Genomic DNA, 25377 nt, shown 5'->3' on the forward strand with positions numbered 1-25377 from the left:
TATCCGTGGCTTTTTTTATGGAGTTTTGTTATGGCAAAAGCACCAGCTCGCAACCATCGCCGGACTAAGCGCGGCATGAGCTTTACTTGTAGCACCAGTTTTTATGACTTACCAGATGTGCCAACTCAGGCAATCGAAAACTTATCCAATACCAAACCGGCAATTGCCACCGCGGTAGCGCACGGCCTGAAAACCGGTGATGTAATCTGGGTGGAAAGTGCAGAAAGTAGCGCGATTAACGGTTATTACCTTGTAAGCGTAAGCAATGCAGACACTTTTGCCGTGATGACGCTGGACGGGGAAGATATCGGCACAGTGACCGATGCTAAATTTACCACCGTGAAAAGATACAGCTTTTGTGATGCCACCAGTATCAAGATAGCTGCTATCAAGACCAAAGCAATCGATGCAACCACTAACTGCGATGAGGGTGCTGTCACTGAGCTGGAAAAAGAGCCGGGCACCATTAGCCTGTCCGGATTGTGGGCGCCAGACAAAGAAGTTCAGGATTTTCTGGAAGAGATGGCCGAGGAGCTGGAGACCATATTTTTTACCTTTCGACCAAAAGGCAGCAAGTATATGCGCGGTTATCAGGTAAAAATCACCAGCCTGGACTGGGATGGCAAAAGTGGCGATAAATGGCAGTTTTCTATCGAACTGCAAATTAATGGCCGCAGCCGTAAGTTAGATATGACAACAGGAGCAAAATAAGATGACCAATACCGTAGACACAAAAGAAGCCTTTGTCAATGCCGCCCGCCAGTATATGCGCAAGGCAGTAATCAGTGCCGTACCAGATATTGCCCCGTACGATGGCCATCTGCATGTCAAGATGTTCAATGTGCGCGAAATGACCGATTTTTTTCAGCGTTGCAGCGAATTTGAAAGCAGCTACGATGATGGTTTAAACGGCGTGCGTGAAAAAGCGCTGATGATTGTCGACCAGGATGGCAATCCCATGTTTTACCCGGATAGCCGCGAAGATTTGGAGTTTCTGGCTGACCTGCCCAGCAAAGTACTGGCGGCCGTACAGGATCATTTCTTCCTGATTAACGGAGATGCAGGGTTAAAAAAGCAGTTACAAGACGCGAAAAATTCATAATTGAGCTGTCTTTGCTGTTGCATATCCCGGCCAGAGAAATTGACGGCTGGCCGGTAAGCGAATTTAACCGCTATCTGAATTATTACAACCGCTTCGGCTTCCCGCAATGGCGTATTGAGCAGTATCTGGCCTATAACACCCTAGTCACAGCACGGGCGGCCGGCAATGATGAGATTCAATTGCAAGACCTGTTATTGCCTGATCTGGCGGATGATGAAACCGACAGTCAGTATGTTGCGGATTCAGGTGGTGACGATGATGCAGATGAAGTTGACGCGTTTCTGGATTCACTCGACTAACACAGCGGCCAAGTGCCGCTGTTTTCTATCGGGCGTTGTATGGGATGTGATTGTAATCAGGGCGCACAGGCGCAGCGCGACAGCAGTAGCAACTATGAGCGCAAACAAGCCATTTGTGCGACATGCGCGGAAATCAACCGCTGGGTAGCAGGTACACCACCCGGGGAACCGGTGCACATTCTTGACCGATGTTCGCGGTGTGGCTGTTTTATCAAGCCCAAAGCAAAAATCTGGGGATTACATTGCCCGTTAGATAAATGGTAGTAAAGGTATAGATATGTCTGAAGATTTAACCATAGGCGTGGGTATCGACGCGCGCGGATTTATTTCCGGCATACGCAGCACGGAAGAGCAGGCAAAAAAAGCATCACAGGCACTGACACGCGCCTATCAGGCGTCTGCCCGCAGTGTTAACGGCCTGACCGATGCAGTCATCGCCACCAGAGCCCAAACCCTGTTAAATCTGGGCGTCACCATGGAACAGGTAGACGCATTCAAACAGACTGCCGTATCCGTACGCAAGTACAAGGAAGAATTAAAAAAGGTCAGTGGCGAGTACGAGAATAATTCTGCCGGTTTAAATAAATATCTGTTGGACTTTGGCAAGCAAAATGAATTGCTGTCACTGGCCACAATCAGTATGCGGGAACTCAGGGCAGAAGAAGCCGCCCTTGCGGCCATGAGAAAAGCGCGGCCGGCGGCACCAGAGCCAACCAAAGCGGCCACACCAACGGCGGCAAAGATGGATGCAGTGCCTCCGGTTGCAGTCAAGATAGGGGATATTGATGTTAAAGGCCTGAATGAATTTAATGCCAAGCTGGATACGGCCTTGGTTAAAGCAAAGCATCTGGCCGTGGCCATGCTGGGCATTGGCAGCATGAAACAGTTATCCGGTATGGCGGATGAATGGACAACGGTAAACAACCGTTTGAAGCTGGTGATTGATTCCACTACCGAATTAATGCAGGTACGCAGCCAGTTAATGGCCAGTGCCAACAACACCGGCCAGTCATTGAGTACCGTGGCCGAACTGTATAACAAGCTGGTCACGGCGCAGAACCAGACCGGAATCAGTGGCAGCAAGCTGCTGAAACTAACCGATACCATCAATAAAGCCATGGTAATCGGTGGCGGCTCGGCTGAATCACAGGCGGCGGCACTGGTGCAGTTATCACAGGCGTTTGCCTCAGGCACGTTGCGCGGTGAGGAATTAAATTCCGTACTGGAACAGGCACCGGGGCTGGCGCAGACAATAGCCAAAGGATTAGGGACAACAGTCGGGCAATTGCGTGCACTGGCTGCTGCCGGTAAGCTGACATCCGAGGCTATAGCCAATGCCATATTAAAGCAGGCGCCAGTCGTTGATGCGCAATTTAGCAAGATGGTCAAGACCATTAGCCAGTCTGCCACCACCCTTAAAAACAAAGTGATGTCCTTTGTTGGCGCGCTGGATGAAACCACCGGTACCAGCCGCAAAGCCGGCGAGATGATGGAATGGCTGGGTAATCATCTGGGGACGGTTGCAAAGGTTGTCGGTACCGTGGCTGCCGTCTATACCGGCAAATATGCCGCATCCATTGCGGCGGTGATTATCCGCAAATACGCCGAAATTGCCGCATCGGAAAAATCCACCGCGGCCATGCTGAAAGAGGCGGCCGCAGCTAAATTTCTGGCGACAGCCAAGGCGAGCAGTGCCGCCACAGGTACCACAGGGGCGGCAGGAGCAGCAAGCGCAGTCGGCAGTGTTGCCGGCATGGCCAAAGGTGGCTGGATTGGCTTGGTTGCCGGTTTGGCCACGGCAGCATTTACTTATTACGAAATCAGTAAAGCGACCGATGTGGCCACCAATTCCCTCCGGGCACAAATAGGGACTATAGAAGAGCTAAAAGAAAAATACGCCGCCGCAGATACAACAGAAAAAACGCATCTGAGAAATGAGGCGGAAAAAAACTATTATGAGGCTATTAAGCAAAAAAACAAACTAGCTGATGGGCTGGTTAGGGAATCAGTAGATGTTAGGAGCAGCCTATTTCATAAAGGAGATGTAACAGAGTTTCAATTGATGGCAGCAACGCCTGAGATTAAGAAGATAGAGGAAGCTTTAAAAAGCGGTGAATTAACAGCGGAACAGGCAAGCAAGGCTGTAATTACACTTCTTAATTTAAAGCCCGATTCCAAATCCGCAAAGGCTATTGAAGAGCGTCTTTATAAGTTTGAACAGTTTCGCAAACAAAGTAATGAATATGCTAAGGAAATAAACGCCTATGGCGGAAACGTGCCCCTATTTGAAACTGCGGAGGAAAAAGAACAGGCTGCGGCGGCGGGTGTAAAAAAGGTTGATGAAGCTTTTAAGGCATTAATAGATTCGCAAACGCAAAGCAATGCGCTGCTGGAAAAGCAGAAAGAGTTAATGGCTGGCGGCATGTCGGCAAAGGTTGCCGCCGAGGTGGCCAAAGCAAGTACCGGCCAGTTAAAAGGTAAAGATGCTGAGTTAAAAGAGTACACCCAATCTTTACTGGCTAACGAAAGTCTGCAAAAGCAGATAGATAACATCAATTCGGTATCTGATACCCTGCAAGCGCTGGGTAAAAGTGCCGATGAGGCCAAGGCGGAATTAGATGGTGGTAAAGAGGGGCTAACCCTGTTTCAGCTATCCACCAAAAATGCCACCAGCGCGCAGATAGAACAGGCCAAGCAGGCCATGGCGCAAAGCAAGCTTTACCGGGAGCAGTTGCAGAACCAGCAGACCCTGAAAGACATGGTACAGCAGGCACAGGAGGCAAGGGCAGAGCTGATTGGCGGTAAAAACGGCCTGATTGCATTCCGGCTGGGGCTGACACATGCCACCGATGAACAGATACGACAGGCACAGGCGGTTAATGCGTTAACTGAGCAGATACAGAAACAAAAATCTGTTATGGCCACACTGGAGGGTTTAAAAGAACAGGTTGAAACATTGGGTATGGATTCCATTCAGCGGCAGCTATACGGTATGCGTAAGAATGGCGCGACGCCGGAGCAGTTACGTTATGCCGAGGCCATGCTTAAGCAGATTAAATCATTCGATGAAGCGCAAAAAGATACCAAAGCGGCGGCGCAGGATTTATCCGAGGCGGCGGAAGAGTTAAAAAACGGCAGCCACGCAGGTAAGGACAAGCCGATTAGTATCTTCAGTAAAGAGTACCGCGACCGGGAAGATGCCTACTGGAAAAAGAAGCGGGAAGAAGAACAGAGCATGGGCGGTATTTCCGCTATCAGCGGCCGCCGGCCATCTGCACCTGATGTTAACCTAATGTCTGCCCCGATGGCACCAGCCGGCTTTGGCTCAGGCAAAGGTGCAGCCAAAGATATCGACGACATGATTAAAGTGATGGAGGCCATCAAGGTGGAAATCAGCAACGGCGACAAGAACGTAACTTTAAAAGCACTTTTTGATGCACCCAATGGTGCCAATGAATTCAAGCAAATGCTCAAGAATACGCTACACAGCGTTGCCCGTGATTTGCGATAACCCCGGCCAGATGGCCGGTTTTTTAATGAGGTTTAACCATGCCCTTTATGTTGTATACCGATGCCCAGATGACAATGGAAGCGAGCAACCCCTATCAACTGGATTTTAACGGCGCCGGTAAAAATGAGTTCAAGCTGTTTTTTGGAAGCCCGTACCCCAATGAAGTACTGAAACCAAAATCAGACCCGCAAATCATGCTGGTACCGGCCAGCCGCCTGAAAAAATGGGAGCCAAACCACGTGTACAGCTTTGGCAACATTATTGAGCCGATTGTATCCAATGGCTGCATGTATCAGTGTCTGGACAATGCCCAGACCGGCAGCAGTGAGCCGGCATGGCGGGCAGAGCGCGGCAGCAAATGCAGTTCAGGCAGTACAACATTTATCAATCTGGGGGCGAAATTCCAGCCCGCAGATGTTCAGCTAGCCCTGACGTATGCCGGACTGGATACGGCAAATGCCGGCGCTGCGCTGGAACTTGGCACACAGCTACAGGGTGGCAAGTCCATACCGGTGTATATCCGCGTCACCAATACCAGTAACAGCGTTCGCAGCGACCGCTCCGACCCGTGCATCAGCATCAGGCTTAATGCCACCATCACCGAAACAACGGCATAAACAGAAAGTAAAACATGTTAGGTTCGTCTTTACTCAACACAACCCTGCTGGCTACCGATAGCGGCGATACAGCGCAGGCAGCAACCAGCGACGGCATCGAATTAATCCGCATCGGCTGTACCGTACGCGCCATAGAGCAAAGCGAAGATTTAATAACCCTTACCTGCCATGTTTACCAGAAAACAGACAGCGGCGGCGACTTGCTGAATATAGCGCAAGTAGTCAATCCGGTATGTGACAACGAACTGCTACAGCTTGGCCAGCAGGTACTAAACCCCGCACCCAACCGCTTTATGCGCGCCAGATATGCACAGGGCTTTGATGGTGAGAAATACGCTATCAGGATATTTGTGGCCGGTGTTGAACTGTGCAACGTAGTGCGCACCTGTGAAGTACATTTTGCCGAGGGTGAATCGGCCACGGCCAGCCTGTACCTGCGGGAGCCATGCGGCGCAATTGATATATACCAGTACTATAACCGGCAAATCGCTATTTACGCGCAGACCGATAAATATCTGTACCCGATATTCTCCGGCGTTATAGATATGCCCAAAATAGATTATTCAGGCCGTCTGCGCATTCTCAACGCCACCAAAGACCGCAGTAAATCAGTCGAAAAATTAAGCATTGACACCATTCACGGCATTGGCTACTGGGCAGCGTCGATTTTTGGTGAAGAGCAGAATTATGAGACCAAAAACGCGCAGCTCACCGACCGGTTAAGCACCATACCGGCTTCATTTGATTTTGATGCCCGAGAGCAGGCGCATCTGACGTCTTGGCTGCCTAAACCAGTGGCTGACTGGACACTGAGCGCTTGCGATGTTTACGAAGCCAATATGGCCTTAGAGATGAGCAGTGCCGTTTCCATCGTCAACCGGGTTGAAATCGAATTACACCACCAGTTTGACCGCCTGATTCACAGAGAAATCAGCTTTAGTTACCGCTATCTTAGCTTTATGAGTGATTTTGATTACATCATACGAGTGGCCGCAGAGGGACCCGCCCCGAAACTGGCCGATGTCCAGAGTGCGGCAAATGGCGGTGGCTGGACAACCGGAGAATGGTGGGTTAAAGGCACGCCGCCCCCGGGCGTGTATAACGGTGTGATATGGAAAGCAGCCGATTACAAATACGATTACGAGCCAACAGGCGAAAAGGACGAAAACGGCCACGATATTGTCAATGTAGTGCAGATTCCAATCGGCAGCGACAGCAATTTATACGCGCTGGCTGCTTCATGGAAAGCAATGCGCCGCTGGAAACAGGCAATTGATGAAAAGTACATCATTGTCTTACAGAATCAGGAATCCATTGCCATCCATGGCGAAAAAAAGGAAAAAGTTACCTACAGCATCAACCATGAAAGTGATGATGACAAAATGGCCAGAAACTGGGGCAGTGAAAAGCATTACAAAAGGCCAAAAGGGGTAAAGCAGTTAAATGGCGACTATACCACCAATATCGACAATGTTATCCCCGGAGAATTTGCCAACGGCTATCGGGTTGCCGTGCAGATAGGCTATACCCGAATGCTGGAAAGCCACCGACAGAACAGCATAACCATGGATTGCAAGTTTTTACCGTTTGCCAGCCTGACCCATACCGTACATGTGGACACAAAACGGTGTAATGCCGACGTCAAAATAGCGGCCTACAGCCATAGCTGGGATTTTACCAGCAAGCGCGGCAAAACTACCCTAACCGGTAAATTCTTCATGAATCCCGGCAGCCGCACACAGACATTCAGCGAAGTAGAGCCACCACGCGAGCGGCCACAACTGCCCTGTGAAACGTTTCAGCAGGAATTCATATTAAACGACTATATCGTCCCTTATGGCGTTGACGTGATTGAGCAAGACCCGAATGCGGACAAAGATGAGGACGAAAAGAAAGAAGAGGAAGAAAAGGACAAAGGCAATTCCATCATTACCGGCAAGCCAAAATTCAAACTCTATGAATGTAATGGCTATGTACGAAAAGAAACCGGTTACACCTTTAAAGGCATCAAAATGAAACGCGGCCTTGCATTCAGAGTACAGACGCCGGACATAGAAGAAAAGAGCACCGACACACTGGACATTAATGCCGCCGATAAAACGTTTAATCTGGCCATACCACACAATGAGCCATTTCCACAGTTAACCTGTCATAAAAAATGAGTAATGAACATGAGCCTAGCAGAAGATTTCCGCAAACTGTTTGGTAACGTCCGCCCCAGATATGAGCGCACTCCCAACCGCCCGCGACTGCGCGGCGCCACAGGGGTATCCAACATACCTTATGGCGGTGATATGCCCAAAAGCAATACCTGTCTGGACAAATACGCCTTATTGCACTTCAACAGCAACGGCCAACCATCCATTGCCAGCGCCCGTGCGATTGATGGCTTATTTGAAGCAAACACCGGCCGGCAGGTGCGCATATTTCTTGACCCCAGTGCCACGATTTGCGAAAACAGCGACGTAGAACGTTTCAGCGATTACGTATGGTACAAATTGCAGCTTAAAAATAAGCATGAAGCCGTCTTAATAGGCACAGGGTTTGACCATGATAATGACTTCTTTGCGAACCGGTGGTGGCCGGTGGGGCTGGATGTATTAAGCATACCGCTGTCTGGTAGGGAATTGCAAATTAGCCCTACACGGGCAAATACCGATACGCTTAAAGATGTAATCTATAAAATACTGAAAACCAACGCATTAAATGCAGAAGCGTTTTATACGACTATCCCGATAAAAGCAAACCTGCTTAAAACAAACCGCGACGAATACAAAAAAGCAGTTAAACAGATTTTTGATTTTGTCTGTGTTCACCTCAACGAGGGCAGTAAATATAATCGCGATACCATGTTAGAGGTATATGCCGCCTATCAGCAAAAAAACAGCCTGATAGCGGAGGAAATGAATTTCCCTAAACTGATTGGCCTCATTAAAGATACCGAACGCTATGCGGGCAAAAAAATTCCCGAAGACGGGGAGATGGTTTACACATGGAAAACACCCGCAAAACCGTTTCTATACGGCTCAGCACATAACTGGACATTAGACGCCAGACAGGCCTACTGGGGATTGCCGGCGGATAATTACAGAGTGTATGAATCGCGCTGGAAATTTGCAGATGATCTGGTATACGGCGTTAGCCTGATTAAAGATTATGCCCTGCAAAGCGCAGGTATTACCCGGGATGAAGAAATCACCGCGGATAATGTGGCCAACGTTAAATTTGCTGACCATTTCATCCATTCGTTTGACTACTCAGTCGGTGTACAACAGTACTTTGAACAGGATGTAACCTTTTACTATCGGAATAAATACGATGAAGATGGTAACGAGACCGGCGAAGACATGAATGTCCCTTTCATCACCCTGTCTGAAAAAGGCGTTACCCGATTATGGAGCGTGGACATCTTCCCGGATAGTGCCATTATTGACCTGAGATTTAACCCGAAAACAAGCAAATTTGACCCGTCGCACCCCGTTGCTCCGGAGCTACTGCCCGACAACCTGAAAGATTTAAGCGGTTTAAACCTCAAGGATGAAGACGAAAACCTCTACAGCATCACCTTAACCGACGGCGGTTTTTTACTGCACAGCGCGGCAGCGGGTAAAACGTGGAAGATCATGCACGGCGATTACACACTGGCAACCAAAGAAAAAGGTGACAATAATGAGATGCTATAAAAACAACTTTAGTACCACCCTAGTCGAAGAGCTGGCATTAAACAAAAAAGATGCCAAGCTAATCCTTGATGAAGAATCCACGGACTTACTTTTACAGGCCATACCGAGGAGCCGCGGACAACATTACATGCGGCTGACACTGCAAAGTGCTGATGCGGCTGAATATGAGCTGATAGACGTTTATAACCAGTATAACCAAAGCCTGAGAATCTGCCGTGCCGGTATGGAAGAGACAGCACCAGCTGCATGGCCGGCGGGGACGCGGATTTTATGCGCACCTACAGCACAGAGCTTTCAGCCCAGTCAAATAACCTATGTTAACGACAGATGGGAAATTGACGACGGAAACATCTTGACCATAGATGCACACAACGGCAGCACGCAGATATTGCCAGCGGCGGAAGATGGCGACGAAACGGCGGGTTATCCCGTCGTTTTTGCACATATGCATGATGGCGATGAAATGTTACTGGAATTAAAGGGTATTGATAGCGTAGACCAATTGCCGGCTTTTGCAAACGCAACACTATTAAAAGGCTAAACAATGGGCATGTTACTAAAAGTTTATAAGCATAACGGCTGGTGTTATGTCCGGCCACTGGGCAAGATTGCGCCTTATCCGACTGCATCATTCCCCTTTGGGCGTGCACAGTATCAAAGCAATACCGAATGGCGGGACGAAATCAGTGGCCGCTATGTCATGCCACAGAATACCGAAATAGCAAAGGGGGCGATCAACCCGATTCACGGCAGCGATGAGGGCTTATTGCTGAATAGCTATAAAACAGCCGAGAACAGGCCAGGCAGCAGCGCATTAATCAGTTCTTCCGAATCAATTCTGTATGGTAATGCGCTAACCATACGCATTAAGCCGGGGCGATTTGCTGGCTTTCCCCTGATTTTATGTGTGCTGTATGGCGAAGAGGGGGATTATGGACGAGACGAATTACTGATTATTGCTATTCAGGATTTACAGATTGTCACATACTATCGCAAGCGCAATGCCAAAGATAATGACGTAACAAAAAACCAAACAGGCTTATACCTGAATAATAACGACCGCTGGAGCAGCATCGGGCTGAATTTCAGCAGTAGCGACGGCTTCGGGCTGGCCGGCGTTTATCATAAGTTCACTTATCATAAATTAAACATTGTGCCACTGAAAGAGTTCAGCTATTTCTGGCTATTTAACTTTAACACTGATACATGGGTGTGGTATGAAGACGAAGAGGACATAACACCTTTTAACGGCGGTGTGGCACAAGCCAAAGTCTATAGCAATGCTTTATCCGGTGATGAATTTGACACCATACTGGACGTGTACAATGATAATGATGATCAGGGCGTGATTTATATAGACAAGCCAAGCGGCGGAGTGCTGGCTGAAATTTACACGGAGACAAAAGAGGTAAGCCCCGGCGGCGGAGATAGCGGCGGCAATGGCAGCAATAACCCGCCAGGCGGGACGGGCGGCAATGGTGGTAACGGAACAGGTGAAAATGGTGGTAATAATGGTGACATTGGCGGTTCCGGTGATCAAGACCCACTCAAGCCGGGCACTTTTTGTATGAATAGTGAGGATTAAAATGGCTTTTATGTTGTATGCAGATAAAAAAATGCAAAAGCCGGCCGATATCCGCCTTGTATTTAACGGCACCGGCATTCTTGATACAGTGCTGTATTTTGGCAGCAACCAGAGTGACGAAGTATTAAGGTCGCAAACTGATGCACAAATCATACTCAGGCCGGTTGACCTGATAAAAAAATGGGAGCCTAACAAGTTTTACTACTGGAACAACATAATTGAGCCAAGCCGCCCCAATGGCTATATTTACCGGTGTACTACTCAGGGCAGAACTGGTAGCGAAGAGCCGAGATGGTGGATAGATAACGGCGGCTCGGGTGCTTCCGGCAGTGCACGGTTTACCGTACTGGGCGAAGCATACAGGCATACTGATATCAAGTTATCACTGACGCAGGCAGGGTTGGATAGCGCTGTGGGTGGTGCTGGTGTTGAGCTGGGCACACAGTTGCAGGGAGGTAATGCTATACCAATATATATGAGGGTGACTAATAAGTCCTATGACTTACGTAACGACTTTATGGATGCCTGCCGTGGCCTTGCCACCAACAGCACGATTACGACAACAACGGATGTTTAATACTGGCTTGAATAGAGTATATTGCTTGGTACTGCTAAAGTAAATATAATATATTTACAAATAGCAAACGGAGGAAAAGTGATTGATGGATTTGAATGGAATAATGAAAAAGCTAAGCTTAATCTGCAAAAACATGGCGTTTCTTTTGAAGAAGCTATTACCGTGTTTTGGGATGAGCATGGTTTAATCATTTCCGACCCTGAGCATTCTGAAAGTGAAGACCGATTTGTATTGTTAGGAATGAGTGAAAACCTACGTGTTCTTGTAGTGATTCATTGTGAACGCGGTGATAGTATTCGCCTTATTTCTGCCAGGACTGCTACCAAACACGAGCGCAAACAGTATGAGGAATATCTATGAAAAAAGAATACGATTTTAGTAATGCTAAGCCAAATCCTTATGCCAGCCAATTAAAGAAGACGATTACGATTCGGATAGATGAAGAAAGTATCAGCTACTTTAAAGAATTGGCCGAAGAAACGGGATTGCCTTATCAATCGCTTATCAATTTATTTTTAAAGGATTGTGCTGCAAATAAACGCAAACCTGATATTAAATGGAACAAGTAGTTATTTTGAGTTACACAAGCTGCCTTCGGGCAGCTTTTTTATTTGGAGTAAATACATCATGCTTAAAGCATTTAAATGGTTACACTGGTTGCTTGATTTACGCTTTTTACCGGATAAATTCCAAGATTGGTTATTTGGTACCGGCACACGAATAATTGAAGTGCTAAGCGGGTTTGCTATGCTGGGGTTTGCGCTTGTATTTGCACTGCATGGTGAAGAGATGATTAAAGAGGATTTATACGAAAAATTCCTGCATCTTCACCCTAAAATATTCGTGGCCATCCTGGTAATTGTGGCAGCAGGGCAGCTATTTGCTGCCTTTTTTCATTCCAGCCGCAGCAATATCCTGTCTGGCTGTTTCCTGATCTGGTCGGCATTAATCTGGGTTGTTATATCCGGGGCATTTATCGCAGCATACCCGCCTTTGTCTACAGGCATGACCACCTATCCCATTATTGCCATCATCTGCGCCCTTGCCGGCAGGAATCTAATCAAACACACCAAACGGGTAGAAGACAAAAAAGGCGGTGAATGATGGACGAGGCTTTCACACTAGCCAATTGCTTTGCCCTTGCTGGCGGCTTTCTGGGCGCGCTGGTGGTGTCTGATTACAGACGCTATGGGACAGTACTAACTGTTACGTTCATCGCTATAGGCATGGTTTTTGCGGCAGCATTAACGGAATATTTCTTCACGCAGAACCACCCGTGGCTATTTGCAGGTGCTGGTGTATTTGCCGGTATGGCTTCCACGTCTCTACTGGATGCATTCAAGGCCACAGCACCAAAGATGGCACAAAAGCTGATTAATGCGGTTTGTAACAGGGCAGAGAAGATGATTGGTGATACAGACGACAGGCAGAAATAGGGTGCCTGTTGCGTTCCCTTTATCATTATGTAACCGTTTCAAGCCAGCCTAGTGCTGGCTTAATCTGAAACACAGAGCAAATTTTAAGATTAGATTTCTAGGATGGGATTGGAAACTACAACAGCAAAACTTTGTTTCACATTCATTTCTATTGCAAAATTTTTAAAACATCATTACAGTAGTAATGAAATATAAATGAACAGACAATGATTTTAAAAGGTATTGTATATGGCAAATTTACAAATTCGCATAGATGATAAATTGAGAGACGAGGCGCAGCAGATTGCTAATGATTTGGGTATGGATTTAACGACCGCTGTTAGAGTTTTTTTAAAACAAATGGTTAATGACAGAGGTTTTCCATTCCGACCCGACTTAGATCCGTTTTATAGTCCCAAAAATCAGGAAGCATTAAAAGTTTCTATTGCGCAACTCAACGCGGGCGAGGTGGTTAGCAAAACACTGGACGAATTGCAGAATGAATTTTGACTTCACACCGCAAAGCTGGGTGGAATATACATATTGGCAAACCCAAGATCGTAAGACTGTAAAAAAAATTAATACACTTTTGAATGATATAGCTCGTAACCCTTTTGAGGGTCTAGGCAAGCCAGAAGCCCTTAAAGAAAACCTGTCAGGCTTTTGGAGTAGACGTATAGATGACAAAAACAGACTTGTCTACAGAATAGTCGATAATCGTTGTCAGATTATCCAATGCAAAGGACATTACAGCGATAAATAGACGCCCGCAGTAGCTTTCAGCCTATAGTGCGATTAAAAGCTACAAATTTATTATTTGATTATGTATCAAATTCAAGCCAGCTGATAACTAATTTGTAGTAAGGTACTATTTTATTAGGTCTTTTAGATAAAAAACTTGATTTCTTAATATTATATGCCATAATTAAAAGTAACTATTAGTAAACATTTTAAACAAACTAACTTAAAAGGCACTCATGAAACGTATTTATCATGATGGGTGGGATGGTAATGATTAACATACCTGAATGGAAGTAACTGAATAATATTGCCGAGGTAAGTAAACTTGGTGCTCATTATTTAAATTGAAAAAAATAATAAAATCCATGTAACTAAGTATGGAGACGGATATGAAGGTAATAAGTAAACCTTTTATTGTCGGAATGAGTTCCGCCTTTGATTTATTTCCTCAGAACACAATAAGTAAATTGCCTTTTCAAGCATCTATTGAAAATGGTCAGATTCTGGATGTTTTGGCTCTCCGAGGGGATATGAAAAAAATTGGTGGTGATTTTCAGCAGGCTATAAGAAAAATTAAAGACAAAGATAATGAACGATAATCAACGTCGTGATAGCGAAGAAACAAAGGCGCCATGCCCTCAATCTCAAAATACTGAGAAAGAGATATGTCAACCAGAGGAGTTGGATATACTTGATAAACTGGAAGAAAATCCTCAACTTGTAAGTAAGATAATTGCTAGATTTCATTCAGGGCCACTTCCCAGTCCTGAAGATTTGACTATCTATAATCAGCTTATACCTAATGGCGCGGATCGGATAATGCAGAGTGTCGAAAGGGAGCAGTCGGCAAGGATTGAATTAGACCGGCATAAGACAGAATGCGATATCAATTACATAAATAAATCTCTTCAACTGCAACAAAGAGGACAGTGGATTGCTTTCGTAACAGTTTTATTGTTTTTCATATTATCTTTCCTGCTTATATGGACTGGTTCGCCAGCACTAGGTGCATCAATAATGGGAGCTTCTCTAGTTGCTATCGTAACTATATTCATAACAGGGAAAGCCATTAAATCCAAATCTAAATAATTTTAATCTGTTACAGATTCAAGCCAGCCTAGTGCTGGCTTTTTTAACACAAAAAAATTGCCCTCAAGGATTCGCACTCCTTGGGGGCATTCGTTATTCAAACGAGGCTTTAAACAACATAGCCAATGATAAACTATTTACGTTTAAGTATCTAGGAATTCTTATGGAAACTATTAATTTTACACCTAAAGAGTTGCGTAAAACGATGTGGACGGCAGCACTGATTCTACTGTTGCTCATTTTGGCATGGCGACTGCCTGAAATGATCAGCGCGATTAAATGGTGGTGATTTTTATAACAAACGACGAGGCAGCCATTTCGGCTGCTTTTTTTATGCATGAAAGGTTTTGATATGTACAAATTAGGCAAACGTTCTTTAAACAATCTACAGGGTGTTAATCCTAATCTGGTTAAGGTGGTTGAGCGAGCTATTCAGATTTCTACGCAGGATTTTACTGTTGTTGAGGGTAAACGCAGTAAAGAACAATGTTCAATCAATTATGGCAAAGGCCGTACGGCCAGTGAGTGCATCAAAAAAGGCATTGACCCTAAATACGCTCGACCCAACGAAAAAAAGGTTACATGGGTTAGCACGCCATTGGCCAGCAAACATGCAACCGGCCGCGCTGTTGATATTTACCCTTATCCAATAAATATGAAAGATTCTGACCCTAAAAAATTCGAAGCTATTGCGGCAGCTATGAAACAGGCAGCGGCAGAATTGGGTGTAAAAATCAATTGGGGCGGCAACTGGCAGAAAACCAAAGATTTACCACACTTTGAGGTGTTGTAATGAAAAACATTAATTACCCAGCAGTAGGCGCTTGGGCTTTGCTTGTTTTGATGGTGCTATTTGCAGTGCTTAGCTACGGCAGCAAACAGTACCAGAAAGGCTATAGCAAGGGTGCGGAAGAAGTTCGGCACCAGTATCAGGCAGCTCTGGCCAAACAACAGGAGGCGGCTAACAAAGCCAGCCAAGAATATGAGAAACAGAAAGCGAAGAGTGAGGTAAAACAAGATGAACGACAAACACAAGTTACAAAGATTGTTAAAGTTCCTGTGTACACTAATGTGTGTTTGGATGCTTCAGGGGTGCGCATCATCAACGAAGCAATCAGCAGTCGCTAGTATTCCAGCTAACCTTACAGAGCCATGCCCTGCATTAAGCCCGTTAAACGGGGCTACAGGCGCAGACATTTTGCCGTGGGCAGTTGGGGTAGTAGGGAAGTATAACGACTGCGCAAGGCGGCATAGCGCGCTAGTAAATGCTATTCAGTAAAGCGTGTAAGCAAAGAATCAACCGTTGTGAAGATCACAACGGTTGAAATGTATTTGCGTGCGCCCGTTTTTGGACTTACGTGAAAGGGATGTAAATTCAGTTGTTGCGGAGATCGCAACAACTGAGTAATGATGCTTCAAATCAAGCCTAATTTACAATGATAGATAAATAAAGCTATTCCGCAGAAAAAAATCGGTATTTGATTTACAATAGCTTTTTTAGAGCTATTTAGGGATATTTGCGGAATGGAAAACAGTCGCAAAACACCGTCTTATAAGGGTTTATTTTCTGCATTTGAAGCAGCAGCGCAGCAATTGCATAGTGTACGTGATTTTTTACGCTTTACTGTAAGCCAGTTTGAAGAAGCAGGGCTGTTTTATGGCCATGGTAATGATAGTGCCTATGATGAAGCAGCCTATCTGATTCTGCATACCTTACATTTACCGCTGGATACACTGGAACCATTTTTAGATGCGCGCCTGCTGGAAACAGAAAAATCAGCCTTGCTGCAACTGGTACAGCGCCGTATCAGCGAGCGGATTCCGGTTGCCTATCTGACCAATCAGGCCTGGCAGGGGGAATATGAATTTTATGTGGATGAGCGGGTAATTGTGCCGCGTTCATTCATTTATGAGCTTTTGGGCGAACCGCTTCAGCCGTGGATTGAATATGACGAGCTGGTACACAGGGCGCTGGATTTGTGTACAGGCAGTGGTGCGCTGGCTATCCAGTTGGCACACTGTTATCCGGATGCGCTAATTGACGCTGTTGATATCAGCCTTGATGCACTTGAAGTGGCTGGTATCAATATTGAGTCCTATGGTTTGCAGGAACGCATTAATCTGATTCACACCGATTTATTTACAGGTATCGATACTACCTATGATTTAATCGTATCTAATCCTCCTTATGTAGATGCTGAATCTGTTGCGCAATTACCAGATGAATACCTGCATGAACCGGAGCTGTCGCTAGGCAGTGGGGTTGATGGGCTGGATGCTACCAGACAGATTATCCAGCAGGCAGCCAAATATCTGAATCCGCATGGTGTATTACTGGTTGAAATCGGCCATAACCGCGAAGTGCTGGAGCAGGCATTTCCCGAGCTACCATTTACGTGGATGTCCACCAGTGGCGGTGATGGTTTTGTGTTCCTGCTAACTCGAGAACAGTTATTGGGCGAAGTATAAATTGTTGCCTGTCTGGTCAGCTTGTTGCACATTATGGAATCTTGGGTATTTACCATAAGGTAAACGGCAGACTGACCAGATTGCTATTGTAATAGCGTGGGTCATCCGATACTTCCTGTCCAATCCAGTCTGGTAAGACAATTTGCTGATTAGCATGATTCAATTCGACCTCAGCCACAATCAGCCCCTGATTAGCACCTAAAAATTCATCAACTTCCCACACCAGACCATTCAATGGTATGCGATAACGGTATTTCTCAATTATTGGCTGTTCGGCCATATCACTGAGCATATGCCGAGCGTCTTCAGCGGGTATTGGGTATTCAAATTCGGTGCGCGTAATGCCCCGATTAGTACTTTTGATGGTTAGCCAAGCTTGAGTGCCACAGATGCGAATACGTACCGTGCGCTCCTTGATGGTGGACAGATAGCCTTGGCAAAAATGTATCGCAGGTGCCAAGCCCCGCCAGCCATTGCCTTTTACCAGAAATTTGCGTTCAATCTCTTCTGCCATAATCAGTATTTGCCATTAAGTTATGTGGTGAATAAAAAAGCACCAGAAACTGCCTGACAGTTATCTGGTGCAGAGTGCATTAAGCTGAATAATAGCAGTTATGAAGCCAGTTTGTTGGCAATAGCATTAAACATCAGTGAAGCTTCCGGCAGTTGTTCCAGCATGGATGGTTCCGCTTTTGGCCAGATTGACCATTGCACGATAACCAGTTTCTGTGCCTGATTAACCATGATAATCTGTCGGTAAATACCTGATGCCCACATGCTGTCCTGATTGCTCAAACCTGTTGTGGGAACAACATCAGTAGCCGTGTTATAAAGTGATGGCTTTAGCGTGAAGTGGTAATTTCCATGCTGACGGCTATATTGAATTGATTTGTAGCAGCGCAAACTAAAACTAAAGCCGATTTACAGTTAAAAAGAAACCTGCATTTGTGCAGGTTTCTTTTTCCTTTATCAGGCGAAAGTCAGAATACCATCCTGAGCAGTTAACATAATAGTGCTGTCTGGCGCATAATCGCCTGCAAGTAACTCTTTAGCCAATGGGTTTTCAATTTCCGTCTGAATAGCACGTTTCAAAGGGCGGGCGCCATAAACTGGGTCAAAGCCTACTTTAGCCAGTACATCCAGAGCAGCGTCATCAACTTGCAAATGCAAATCCATTTTTTCCAGACGCTGACGCAGGCTAGCCAACTGGATATTGGCAATAGCGCGAATATTTGACTGATTGAGACTATGGAATACCACCACCTCATCAATACGGTTAATCAGTTCAGGACGGAAGTATTGTTTGACTTCTTCCATCACCACCGCCTTGATGGCTTCATAATCATCACTCACCATCTTCTGGATTTCCTGACTGCCGATATTGGATGTCATCACAATAACCGTGTTTTTGAAATCCACCGTTCTTCCCTGACCATCAGTCAGACGACCATCGTCCAGTACCTGCAACAGAATATTGAAAACATCCGGATGGGCTTTTTCCACTTCATCCAGCAAGACCACACTATATGGATTACGCCGTACCTGTTCAGTCAGAAAGCCGCCTTCCTCATACCCGACATAGCCGGGAGGCGCACCAATCAAACGTGCTACGGAATGTTTTTCCATATATTCGGACATATCCACCCGAATCAGATGGGTTTCACTGTCGAACAGAAAGCTTGCCAGTGTTTTGCAGAGTTCCGTTTTGCCGACACCCGTTGGGCCGAGAAACAGAAAGCTGCCATAAGGTTTGTTCGGGTCTGCCAGACCGGAGCGTGAGCGGCGAATGGCATCAGCTACTGCCCGAACTGCTTCATCCTGTCCAACCACACGCTCATGCAGTACTTCCTCGATTTTCAGCAGCTTTTCCCGTTCACCGGCCATCATTTTTGATACCGGAATACCGGTCATGCGCGAAACAATTTCAGCAATTTCTTCCGAACCTACTTTTGTACGCAACAGCTTGTTAGGCTGATTATCCTGCCGGCCACTGTCTGCTGCCTGCAATTGTGCTTCCAGTCGTGGCAACTCTTCATATTGTAGCTTGGCTACTTCTTCCCATTTACCATCACGTTTGAGTGCATCCATCTTAATTTTGAGCTGGTCAATCTGCTCTTTAATGGTTACGCTACCCTGAGCTTTGGCACGCTCCGCTTTCCAGATTTCATCCAGATTGGAAAATTCGCGTTTAACATTATCCAGCTCCTCATCCAGCAAAGCCAGGCGCTTTTTACTCGCTTCATCATTTTCTTTAATCAGAGAAGCGCGTTCGATTTCGAGCTGGATTTCGCGGCGTTTAAGTTTATCCATGCTTTCCGGCATAGACTGGCTTTCAACTTTAATCAGCGAAGCAGCCTCATCAATTAAATCAATTGCCTTGTCCGGCAGAAAGCGGTCGGTAATATAGCGATTAGATAATTCTGCTGCGGCCACAATTGCAGGGTCGGTAATTTCCACGCCATGATAAATTTCATAGCGTTCCTGCAAGCCACGTAAAATCGCAATGGTGTCTTCTACAGTAGGTTCTTTTACCAACACCTTCTGAAAACGCCGCTCCAGAGCAGGGTCTTTTTCAATATACTGACGATATTCATCCAGTGTCGTGGCACCGATACAGTGCAATTCACCACGTGCCAGTGCTGGTTTGAGCATATTACCGGCATCCATGGCGCCGTCAGCCTTACCTGCGCCTACCAGCGTATGAATCTCATCAATAAAGATAATCGTATTGCCTTCATCCTTAGACAAATCGTTCAGCACAGCTTTCAGGCGCTCTTCAAACTCGCCACGGAATTTGGCACCAGCAATCAGGCTGGCCAGATCAAGCATCAGTAAACGTTTATTGCGCAGGGAGTCGGGAACTTCATTATTAACAATCCGCTGTGCCAAACCTTCAACAATGGCCGTTTTACCGACACCGGGCTCGCCAATCAGCACCGGATTGTTTTTGGTGCGCCGTTCCAGTACCAGAATCGTACGCCGGATTTCATCATCACGTCCAATCACTGGATCCAGCTTGCCGGCGCGGGCTTTTTCAGTCAGGTCGGTTGTATACTTTTTCAGTGCTTCACGTTGGTCTTCTGCGTTTGGATTATCCACACTTGCTCCTCCACGAACAGCATCAATGGCTATATTTAATTTATCTTCAGTAGCGCCAGCCTGTTTCAAAATGCGGCCACACTGCCCATTTTCCTGGACGGCAGCCAGCAGGAATAACTCACTGGCAATATAAGCATCATTACGCTTAGTAGCAGCTTTATCCATCAGATTTAAAATATGCTGCAACTCTGTACTGGGCAGAATTTCTCCGCCCTGACCGGAAACCTTGGGCAAGCCGCCGATAGTGGCTTCAATTTGCTGTTTCACCTGTGCTACATTCACACCAGCTTGTGTTAGCAGGGCTGCACTGCCACTATCGGTATCATCAAATAAGGCTTTCAACACGAAAACTGCCTCAAGATAGCCAGCATCTTGTCCAAGCGCAAGACTTTGTGCATCCTGTAATGCCTGCTGAAACTTTGCGGTAAGCTTATCGAATCGCATCTAATTTCCTTTATTTAAATTTTCATTGATAGAAATATTGGTATTAGAAAATTAATGTCAAGGGCTAATATTGCTAAAAATCCATTTTATATATAAATTATTGTTTTTAAATTAAAATATTTGAATTTGGGCAGTATGTAAATATCAGAATCACTTTATATGACTGATTTATTTAATTATCAATAAACAAAATACAATAGGTAGTATAATAGCTGTACAAAGTATAAAAATAATTTCCTTACTCTGCTAAATTAGCAATTCAATTTTGCTGGAAACCAATGCAAAAATTCCACACAGCAAAAGACACAGAATAAATCAGGCAATTTTATTAATTCTTCAAATTTGGCTGATTTTGCGTCATATCATGTTTTTACAGAAAAATTAATAAAATTATAGATATAAATGGCTGGTAGTATCGGATTAATAGTGAAATATCAGCTAAGAATGGTTGGCAGAATTTCACAAATTTTGTGAGTATATCTGTGGATAACTATAAAAAAACAAGGTGAATCAAACCAATCTTATAGTGATTAAAATTTGGGCAATTTTTCCACTTGATTTCTGATAAAAACTTGCCGTAAAAAAATTTTTTATTCCGGATTATTAGTATTTAAAAAATTTATTACCTGCTGCAAACCTATAATATCCCTATTTTATATTCATACCGAAAGCAGTTAGATAAATTCTTTAAAACCCAGTCTTTTTAACGGCGTGAAATTAGTTTTGGCTTTGTATGCTCAACTGAGATAGCCATAAAAACCGAAGAATATAATAAGCGCCGTGAATTCCTTGAAGGGCAAATCATACGTACGCCCGATAACAAAGAGTTAATCACCAATTGTCAAAAGCTGCTCGAATTGAAAAAGCATTTACGCTACTGAAATTCATATTTCCATGCTAGATAAAAACACGCAACATGGAATTTCAGCAGCAAAGGTAGACAGAAACTCAATAGGGGTGTGATAGTGGCAAATCTAATGAGTATTAGCAAACCATTCAAATCACGCTGGTGTTTGCCTCCTGCTTTCCGGCATGATGGGATTATATTGAGGAACAGTATTTGCCAAAATATCTTCTTTCGTGAAATTAGTAATTCTAAAATGGTATGGCTATGCTTTAATTTCTGTAATCGAAAAATAGCGTTTAAATGAAAATGGACGTTGAGTTACAAAAAGTGCTTTAAATGAAATCGGGAAAGTTCTTGCAGGTTGTTTAAAAAGGGTAAGTAACCATCCATGTGCAGTAATAAATTTAAAGAAAATAGTGTTATCTGCTTTTATTTGAATACTGGACATATCACCATAGGTAAAACTATATAAATTACCGATAATGGCATAATCAATTACTTTATCACGATATGGATCCAGCAAATATATATGTAGTAATTCTTCAAAGCAACCACCATCTAATGTTACGAATATGAGAATATATTTATCCTGATAACTAAACGCTGCTTCCAGAAAAGCACCAGACACAGAAATATTATGATGAACACCATCTATTTCGACATGGGAAAAGATATTGCCATTTTTATCGGGTGGTAAAGGTTTTAATATAACGTTTGAAATAGGCTTTATCATGATTTATTGCCCATTATTGATATTTTAATGATAATTATTATTCATAAATATTAAAACTTTTATTTGAATATATTTTACATGTAGGTATAGCGGAAAAATTTAATTGGTTTAAATTTTATAATTTTTTTAAGAAGATCTAATTCGAGATTTGTATTTAATGATGTGAGCTGTTCTCATTCTTTGCATACTGCGCAGGTAAATGATATTTAGCAAAGAATATATGTAGAAACAATCAATAATGGCTGAAATAACCAGTTTTTCTAAAAATCATTAGCAATATGTATTACGTAATTCTATAAATCTTATCTCTGATTATTTAACTATATCTGTTTTATTATCACTTAAATGTTTATAGCTTACACGCTACTACTTCTTATTTGAGGGCAATAAATGTGTTAGATACTTTCACCGGAGTGTTTGTATAGTTTGTTTGTTGCGCCGATTTTGCTTGGAAAGGGTAAGTACTTTGGTCATGTATCTTGTATTAAGATATAACTTAGTCTTGAAATACCTAATAAAAGGCCGCACAGATTTAAATAAAAAATCACCTAAATAATGGTTATTCAGGTGATTTTTTAGATTTTAAACACTAATAAAAGTGTTTAAATAATAATGTTTTGGCGGAAGCGGTGAGATTCGAACTCACGGTGGGCTATCAACCCACGACGGTTTTCAAGACCGTTGCATTAAACCGCTCTGCCACGCTTCCGTCTTTGAAGATGCGCATATTAGACGATAAATGCGCCTTTGCCAAGTATTTTATTTAGGTAAAGTGGACTTTTTTGGCTAAATCATTCATTTTATTTTTGATTAAATTTTAATGATGGGCGTTTTCATCACGCAGGAATACCAACTGTTTGTCGCTGGATGAGGCTTTATCATAATAATAGCCTTCGTAATCGAAACCTTTTAACTCTTCTGGCTCAGTTAACTGCTTCTCGGCTGCATAGCGCATGAATAAACCACGTGCACGTTTGGCATAAAAGCTGATAATTTTATATTCGCCATTTTTTTGGTCTTTGAACACGGGGGTAATCACTGGAGCAGAAAGCTTTGAGGGCTTTATCGCTTTGAAATACTCCTGTGAGGCGAGGTTGATTAACACCTGATCCTGTACTGCCTGCATATTTTGCTCAATGGTACTGGTAATAATATTGCCCCAGAATGCATATAAATCCTTGCCGTAAGGATTAGCAAGTTTGGTGCCCATCTCCAGACGATAAGGCTGAATCAAATCCAGTGGCTTGAGTACACCGTATAAGCCGGAAAGAATCGCCAGATGTTGCTGTAAGTAGGTTAATCCCGCTTCTGATAAATGGCCTGCATCCAGCCCTTCATAAACATCACCATTGAAAAGATAGACAGCCTGCTTGGCATTATCCGGGGTAAATGGTGGCTGCCAGTGATGATAGCGTTCAGTATTCTGCAAGGCGAGCTTATCGGAGATACTCATTAAGGTAGCAATTTCATGCGGAGCCAGTTGTTGTAATAATGGCATTAGCTGCCGTGCCTGTGGCAGTAATTGTGGCTGTGTGTACTGCTTGGTAGTAATTTCTACTGTTTCATTGAGTTTTTTGGCGGGTGATATCACAAAATACATTTTTTTTCCTTAATGTTTGGCTATTGCTCTTGTGCGTGTACGGTCTGTGCCCTGATTAAGATCAGGGCAAAACGATATGCTTGGCATGGATAGCTGTTTGCGTATGTATGGGGTTTGATATTAAAGAATACTATATTCTGAATTTTAGATAAGCTGGTTATTTGCATAATCATAAAAAAAGCGGCACAATTCTTTACTCATATTTATAGATAAATTAAACAATCATGTCTACTTTACAACTGCATCCGGAAACCATTGCAATCCGGGGTGCTAAGGAACAAACCTCGTACAATGAACATAATTCTGCATTGTTTTTAACCAGCAGCTTTATGTTTGATAGTGCGGAAGCTGGTGCTGCTCTGTTTGCCGGTTCAACTCAGGGTTATACCTATACGCGCACCAACAATCCTACTGTAGCGGCTTTTCAGGCACGAGTGGCACAACTGGAGCAGGGTGAGGCAGGATTGGCTACTTCCACCGGTATGGCCGCAATCAACGCTGTTTTTCTGGCTTTATTAAAAGCTGGTGACCATCTGGTGGCCAGTAAAAGCCTGTTTGGTACCACTATTGGCTTACTGAATAATATATTACCCAGATTCGGAATTGAGGTAACGCTGGTTAGTCAGACTGATATGGCCGAATGGCAGGCTGCTATCCGGCCCAATACCAGAATGCTGTTTGTGGAAACGCCATCCAATCCGCTGAATGAACTGGCTGACATTGCCGGGTTGGCAGAAATGGCACATCGCCATCAGGCTTTGCTGGTAGTGGATAACAGCCTTCTGTCACCGGCGCTGCAGCAGCCGTTATCTCTGGGGGCTGATTTATCTGTGCAGTCTGCGACCAAGGCAATTGATGGCCATGGGCGGGTGATGGGAGGTGTTATCTGTGGTAGCGCAGCCTTAATTAATGAAATTTTTCTACATGTACGCACCACTGGCGAGGTATTGTCTCCATTTAATGCATGGGTGCTGTTGAGCGGTGTGGAAACCTTATATATTCGTATGGAAAAGCAGTGTGCCAATGCACTGGAAGTGGCGCAGTTTCTTTCTACTCAGCCGCAGGTTGTTGCCGTGCACTATACAGGCATGACTAACCACCCGCAGAAAGCGCTGGTACACAAGCAGCAGCAGGGTGGCGGTATTGTGGTGGCCTTTGAGGTTAAAGGGGGGCAACAGGCTGCATGGCAGGTAATTGATACATTAACACTCTTTAGTAAAACTGCTAATCTTGGTGATGTGAAATCTACGGTTACCCATCCATGGACAACCACGCATGGCCGGATGGCTCCGGAGGCCAAGCTTGATGCCGGTATCCAGCCTGGCCTAATCCGTTTAGCTATCGGACTGGAACATGCTGCTGACTTAAAAGCGGATTTGTCTAACGCATTAAGTCAGGTTAACTTTTGATATGATATAAAGAAATTTTTTAGGTAATTTATATAGCCAGTAACAGCTAATTTTTTATGGTGCTGTATATTATGCAGCAATTTAGTTTTGGATACTTCTATTGCATTAATGGCTATTTGGCTATATTTTATATATACAACCGATAATAAAAGGAAAT

At 44.5% G+C, this 25377-nt stretch carries 29 protein-coding genes and 1 tRNA gene; 24 read left to right on the plus strand and 6 right to left on the minus strand.

The features are described 5' to 3' along the window. Positions 1–30: 30 nt before the first annotated feature. The 23 genes from GYX26_RS06980 (at position 31) to prmB (ending at position 17088) form a co-directional block, all read left to right on the plus strand. On the plus strand, positions 31–711 hold the full coding sequence (locus GYX26_RS06980; protein WP_174828663.1) for a phage tail tube protein: 681 nt from the start codon (positions 31–33) through the stop codon (positions 709–711). A 1-nt stretch (position 712) separates the two neighbouring features. Next, complete coding sequence (locus tag GYX26_RS06985) at positions 713–1102, plus strand: hypothetical protein (protein WP_174828664.1); 390 nt, start codon at positions 713–715, stop codon at positions 1100–1102. Positions 1103–1113: 11 nt separating this feature from the next. Further along, the gene (locus GYX26_RS06990) at positions 1114–1401 is read left to right on the plus strand and encodes a hypothetical protein (protein WP_174828665.1); all 288 of its coding nucleotides are present in this window, start codon (positions 1114–1116) and stop codon (positions 1399–1401) included. Positions 1402–1440: 39 nt separating this feature from the next. Continuing rightward, positions 1441–1665 carry a hypothetical protein gene (locus GYX26_RS06995; protein ID WP_174828666.1) on the plus strand — a complete coding sequence of 75 codons (225 nt, stop codon included), beginning with the start codon at positions 1441–1443 and terminating at the stop codon, positions 1663–1665. Between the two features lie 13 nt (positions 1666–1678). Next, positions 1679–4912 carry a tape measure protein gene (locus tag GYX26_RS07000; RefSeq protein ID WP_174828667.1) on the plus strand — a complete coding sequence of 1078 codons (3234 nt, stop codon included), beginning with the start codon at positions 1679–1681 and terminating at the stop codon, positions 4910–4912. 38 nt (positions 4913–4950) lie between these two features. Further along, a complete protein-coding gene (locus GYX26_RS07005; protein ID WP_174828668.1) occupies positions 4951–5529 on the plus strand; it encodes a hypothetical protein in 579 nt (192 codons plus the stop codon). A gap of 14 nt (positions 5530–5543) precedes the next feature. Next, entirely contained in the window at positions 5544–7691 is a 2148-nt protein-coding gene (locus GYX26_RS07010) for a hypothetical protein (protein ID WP_174828669.1), read from the plus strand. 9 nt (positions 7692–7700) lie between these two features. Further along, positions 7701–9212, plus strand: coding sequence for a hypothetical protein (locus GYX26_RS07015; protein ID WP_174828670.1), 1512 nt, complete (start codon positions 7701–7703; stop codon positions 9210–9212). Continuing rightward, positions 9199–9753 carry a hypothetical protein gene (locus GYX26_RS07020; protein ID WP_174828671.1) on the plus strand — a complete coding sequence of 185 codons (555 nt, stop codon included), beginning with the start codon at positions 9199–9201 and terminating at the stop codon, positions 9751–9753. Before GYX26_RS07015 ends, GYX26_RS07020 begins: the two co-directional genes overlap by 14 nt. 3 nt (positions 9754–9756) lie before the next feature. Beyond that, positions 9757–10797: a hypothetical protein gene (locus GYX26_RS07025; RefSeq protein ID WP_174828672.1), complete on the plus strand. Its 1041-nt coding sequence runs from the start codon at positions 9757–9759 to the stop codon at positions 10795–10797. A 1-nt stretch (position 10798) separates the two neighbouring features. Next, positions 10799–11374 carry a hypothetical protein gene (locus tag GYX26_RS07030; protein ID WP_174828673.1) on the plus strand — a complete coding sequence of 192 codons (576 nt, stop codon included), beginning with the start codon at positions 10799–10801 and terminating at the stop codon, positions 11372–11374. Positions 11375–11395: 21 nt separating this feature from the next. After that, positions 11396–11734, plus strand: a complete 339-nt coding sequence (locus tag GYX26_RS07035) for a BrnT family toxin (protein ID WP_194240711.1) — start codon at positions 11396–11398, stop codon at positions 11732–11734. Then, positions 11731–11943, plus strand: coding sequence for a CopG family antitoxin (locus tag GYX26_RS07040; RefSeq protein ID WP_100137642.1), 213 nt, complete (start codon positions 11731–11733; stop codon positions 11941–11943). The genes GYX26_RS07035 and GYX26_RS07040 overlap by 4 nt, the downstream gene beginning before the upstream one ends. A gap of 58 nt (positions 11944–12001) precedes the next feature. Further along, positions 12002–12478 (plus strand): hypothetical protein, encoded by a 477-nt coding sequence (locus tag GYX26_RS07045; RefSeq protein WP_174828674.1) that lies wholly within the window; start codon positions 12002–12004, stop codon positions 12476–12478. Beyond that, a complete protein-coding gene (locus GYX26_RS07050; protein ID WP_174828675.1) occupies positions 12478–12810 on the plus strand; it encodes a hypothetical protein in 333 nt (110 codons plus the stop codon). The genes GYX26_RS07045 and GYX26_RS07050 overlap by 1 nt, the downstream gene beginning before the upstream one ends. Positions 12811–13038: 228 nt before the next feature. Beyond that, a complete protein-coding gene (locus GYX26_RS07055) occupies positions 13039–13299 on the plus strand; it encodes a type II toxin-antitoxin system RelB/DinJ family antitoxin (RefSeq protein WP_100089862.1) in 261 nt (86 codons plus the stop codon). Continuing rightward, positions 13289–13552 (plus strand): Txe/YoeB family addiction module toxin, encoded by a 264-nt coding sequence (locus GYX26_RS07060; RefSeq protein WP_174828676.1) that lies wholly within the window; start codon positions 13289–13291, stop codon positions 13550–13552. The genes GYX26_RS07055 and GYX26_RS07060 overlap by 11 nt, the downstream gene beginning before the upstream one ends. A 367-nt stretch (positions 13553–13919) precedes the next feature. Continuing rightward, complete coding sequence (locus tag GYX26_RS07065; RefSeq protein ID WP_174828677.1) at positions 13920–14129, plus strand: hypothetical protein; 210 nt, start codon at positions 13920–13922, stop codon at positions 14127–14129. Continuing rightward, the gene (locus tag GYX26_RS07070; RefSeq protein ID WP_174828678.1) at positions 14119–14619 is read left to right on the plus strand and encodes a DUF2335 domain-containing protein; all 501 of its coding nucleotides are present in this window, start codon (positions 14119–14121) and stop codon (positions 14617–14619) included. Before GYX26_RS07065 ends, GYX26_RS07070 begins: the two co-directional genes overlap by 11 nt. 163 nt (positions 14620–14782) lie before the next feature. Next, positions 14783–14908, plus strand: coding sequence for a hypothetical protein (locus GYX26_RS11550; protein ID WP_255453853.1), 126 nt, complete (start codon positions 14783–14785; stop codon positions 14906–14908). Between the two features lie 63 nt (positions 14909–14971). Beyond that, positions 14972–15412: a M15 family metallopeptidase gene (locus GYX26_RS07075; protein ID WP_202984294.1), complete on the plus strand. Its 441-nt coding sequence runs from the start codon at positions 14972–14974 to the stop codon at positions 15410–15412. Next, the gene (locus GYX26_RS07080; protein ID WP_174828679.1) at positions 15412–15747 is read left to right on the plus strand and encodes a hypothetical protein; all 336 of its coding nucleotides are present in this window, start codon (positions 15412–15414) and stop codon (positions 15745–15747) included. The genes GYX26_RS07075 and GYX26_RS07080 overlap by 1 nt, the downstream gene beginning before the upstream one ends. A 396-nt stretch (positions 15748–16143) precedes the next feature. Next, a complete protein-coding gene (gene prmB / locus GYX26_RS07085) occupies positions 16144–17088 on the plus strand; it encodes a 50S ribosomal protein L3 N(5)-glutamine methyltransferase (RefSeq protein ID WP_174828680.1) in 945 nt (314 codons plus the stop codon). 49 nt (positions 17089–17137) lie between these two features. Here prmB and GYX26_RS07090 read toward each other — a convergent pair whose 3' ends face one another. The 6 genes from GYX26_RS07090 to yaaA all read right to left on the minus strand — a co-directional run bounded on the left by GYX26_RS07090 (position 17138) and on the right by yaaA (position 23811). Beyond that, complete coding sequence (locus tag GYX26_RS07090; RefSeq protein WP_100089871.1) at positions 17138–17602, minus strand: CYTH domain-containing protein; 465 nt, start codon at positions 17600–17602, stop codon at positions 17138–17140. A 98-nt stretch (positions 17603–17700) separates the two neighbouring features. After that, positions 17701–17865, minus strand: coding sequence for a hypothetical protein (locus GYX26_RS11420; RefSeq protein WP_238791248.1), 165 nt, complete (start codon positions 17863–17865; stop codon positions 17701–17703). Between the two features lie 192 nt (positions 17866–18057). Further along, entirely contained in the window at positions 18058–20631 is a 2574-nt protein-coding gene (clpB, locus tag GYX26_RS07100) for an ATP-dependent chaperone ClpB (RefSeq protein WP_174828682.1), read from the minus strand. Positions 20632–21740: 1109 nt separating this feature from the next. Continuing rightward, positions 21741–22211 carry a hypothetical protein gene (locus tag GYX26_RS07105; RefSeq protein ID WP_174828683.1) on the minus strand — a complete coding sequence of 157 codons (471 nt, stop codon included), beginning with the start codon at positions 22209–22211 and terminating at the stop codon, positions 21741–21743. 618 nt (positions 22212–22829) lie between these two features. Further along, positions 22830–22920, minus strand: a tRNA-Ser gene (locus GYX26_RS07110). A 108-nt stretch (positions 22921–23028) separates the two neighbouring features. Continuing rightward, a complete protein-coding gene (gene yaaA / locus GYX26_RS07115; RefSeq protein ID WP_174828684.1) occupies positions 23029–23811 on the minus strand; it encodes a peroxide stress protein YaaA in 783 nt (260 codons plus the stop codon). Positions 23812–24035: 224 nt separating this feature from the next. Between yaaA and GYX26_RS07120 the strand changes: the two genes are divergently transcribed. Beyond that, positions 24036–25220, plus strand: a complete 1185-nt coding sequence (locus GYX26_RS07120) for an O-succinylhomoserine sulfhydrylase (RefSeq protein WP_174828685.1) — start codon at positions 24036–24038, stop codon at positions 25218–25220. Positions 25221–25377 lie beyond the last annotated feature (157 nt).

The sequence above is a fragment of the Snodgrassella sp. ESL0253 genome, from assembly GCF_013344965.1.
Classification (GTDB): domain Bacteria; phylum Pseudomonadota; class Gammaproteobacteria; order Burkholderiales; family Neisseriaceae; genus Snodgrassella; species Snodgrassella alvi_B.

Bases quoted from the DNA above. Each gene is read 5' to 3' on its own strand.
- GYX26_RS11420 (WP_238791248.1), bottom strand. From the start codon at position 17,865: ATGTGGGCATCAGGTATTTACCGACAGATTATCATGGTTAATCAGGCA.
- GYX26_RS07010 (WP_174828669.1), top strand. From the start codon at position 5,544: ATGTTAGGTTCGTCTTTACTCAACACAACCCTGCTGGCTACCGATAGC.
- GYX26_RS07080 (WP_174828679.1), top strand. From the start codon at position 15,412: ATGAAAAACATTAATTACCCAGCAGTAGGCGCTTGGGCTTTGCTTGTT.
- yaaA (WP_174828684.1), bottom strand. From the start codon at position 23,811: ATGTATTTTGTGATATCACCCGCCAAAAAACTCAATGAAACAGTAGAA.
- GYX26_RS07000 (WP_174828667.1), top strand. From the start codon at position 1,679: ATGTCTGAAGATTTAACCATAGGCGTGGGTATCGACGCGCGCGGATTT.
- GYX26_RS07030 (WP_174828673.1), top strand. From the start codon at position 10,799: ATGGCTTTTATGTTGTATGCAGATAAAAAAATGCAAAAGCCGGCCGAT.
- GYX26_RS07105 (WP_174828683.1), bottom strand. From the start codon at position 22,211: ATGATAAAGCCTATTTCAAACGTTATATTAAAACCTTTACCACCCGAT.
- GYX26_RS07045 (WP_174828674.1), top strand. From the start codon at position 12,002: ATGCTTAAAGCATTTAAATGGTTACACTGGTTGCTTGATTTACGCTTT.
- GYX26_RS07015 (WP_174828670.1), top strand. From the start codon at position 7,701: ATGAGCCTAGCAGAAGATTTCCGCAAACTGTTTGGTAACGTCCGCCCC.
- GYX26_RS07040 (WP_100137642.1), top strand. From the start codon at position 11,731: ATGAAAAAAGAATACGATTTTAGTAATGCTAAGCCAAATCCTTATGCC.
- GYX26_RS07025 (WP_174828672.1), top strand. From the start codon at position 9,757: ATGGGCATGTTACTAAAAGTTTATAAGCATAACGGCTGGTGTTATGTC.
- GYX26_RS11550 (WP_255453853.1), top strand. From the start codon at position 14,783: ATGGAAACTATTAATTTTACACCTAAAGAGTTGCGTAAAACGATGTGG.
- prmB (WP_174828680.1), top strand. From the start codon at position 16,144: ATGGAAAACAGTCGCAAAACACCGTCTTATAAGGGTTTATTTTCTGCA.
- GYX26_RS07060 (WP_174828676.1), top strand. From the start codon at position 13,289: ATGAATTTTGACTTCACACCGCAAAGCTGGGTGGAATATACATATTGG.
- GYX26_RS07020 (WP_174828671.1), top strand. From the start codon at position 9,199: ATGAGATGCTATAAAAACAACTTTAGTACCACCCTAGTCGAAGAGCTG.
- GYX26_RS07075 (WP_202984294.1), top strand. From the start codon at position 14,972: ATGTACAAATTAGGCAAACGTTCTTTAAACAATCTACAGGGTGTTAAT.
- GYX26_RS07120 (WP_174828685.1), top strand. From the start codon at position 24,036: ATGTCTACTTTACAACTGCATCCGGAAACCATTGCAATCCGGGGTGCT.
- GYX26_RS07065 (WP_174828677.1), top strand. From the start codon at position 13,920: ATGAAGGTAATAAGTAAACCTTTTATTGTCGGAATGAGTTCCGCCTTT.
- GYX26_RS07090 (WP_100089871.1), bottom strand. From the start codon at position 17,602: ATGGCAGAAGAGATTGAACGCAAATTTCTGGTAAAAGGCAATGGCTGG.
- GYX26_RS07005 (WP_174828668.1), top strand. From the start codon at position 4,951: ATGCCCTTTATGTTGTATACCGATGCCCAGATGACAATGGAAGCGAGC.
- GYX26_RS06995 (WP_174828666.1), top strand. From the start codon at position 1,441: ATGGGATGTGATTGTAATCAGGGCGCACAGGCGCAGCGCGACAGCAGT.
- GYX26_RS07055 (WP_100089862.1), top strand. From the start codon at position 13,039: ATGGCAAATTTACAAATTCGCATAGATGATAAATTGAGAGACGAGGCG.
- GYX26_RS07070 (WP_174828678.1), top strand. From the start codon at position 14,119: ATGAACGATAATCAACGTCGTGATAGCGAAGAAACAAAGGCGCCATGC.
- GYX26_RS07050 (WP_174828675.1), top strand. From the start codon at position 12,478: ATGGACGAGGCTTTCACACTAGCCAATTGCTTTGCCCTTGCTGGCGGC.
- clpB (WP_174828682.1), bottom strand. From the start codon at position 20,631: ATGCGATTCGATAAGCTTACCGCAAAGTTTCAGCAGGCATTACAGGAT.
- GYX26_RS06980 (WP_174828663.1), top strand. From the start codon at position 31: ATGGCAAAAGCACCAGCTCGCAACCATCGCCGGACTAAGCGCGGCATG.
- GYX26_RS06985 (WP_174828664.1), top strand. From the start codon at position 713: ATGACCAATACCGTAGACACAAAAGAAGCCTTTGTCAATGCCGCCCGC.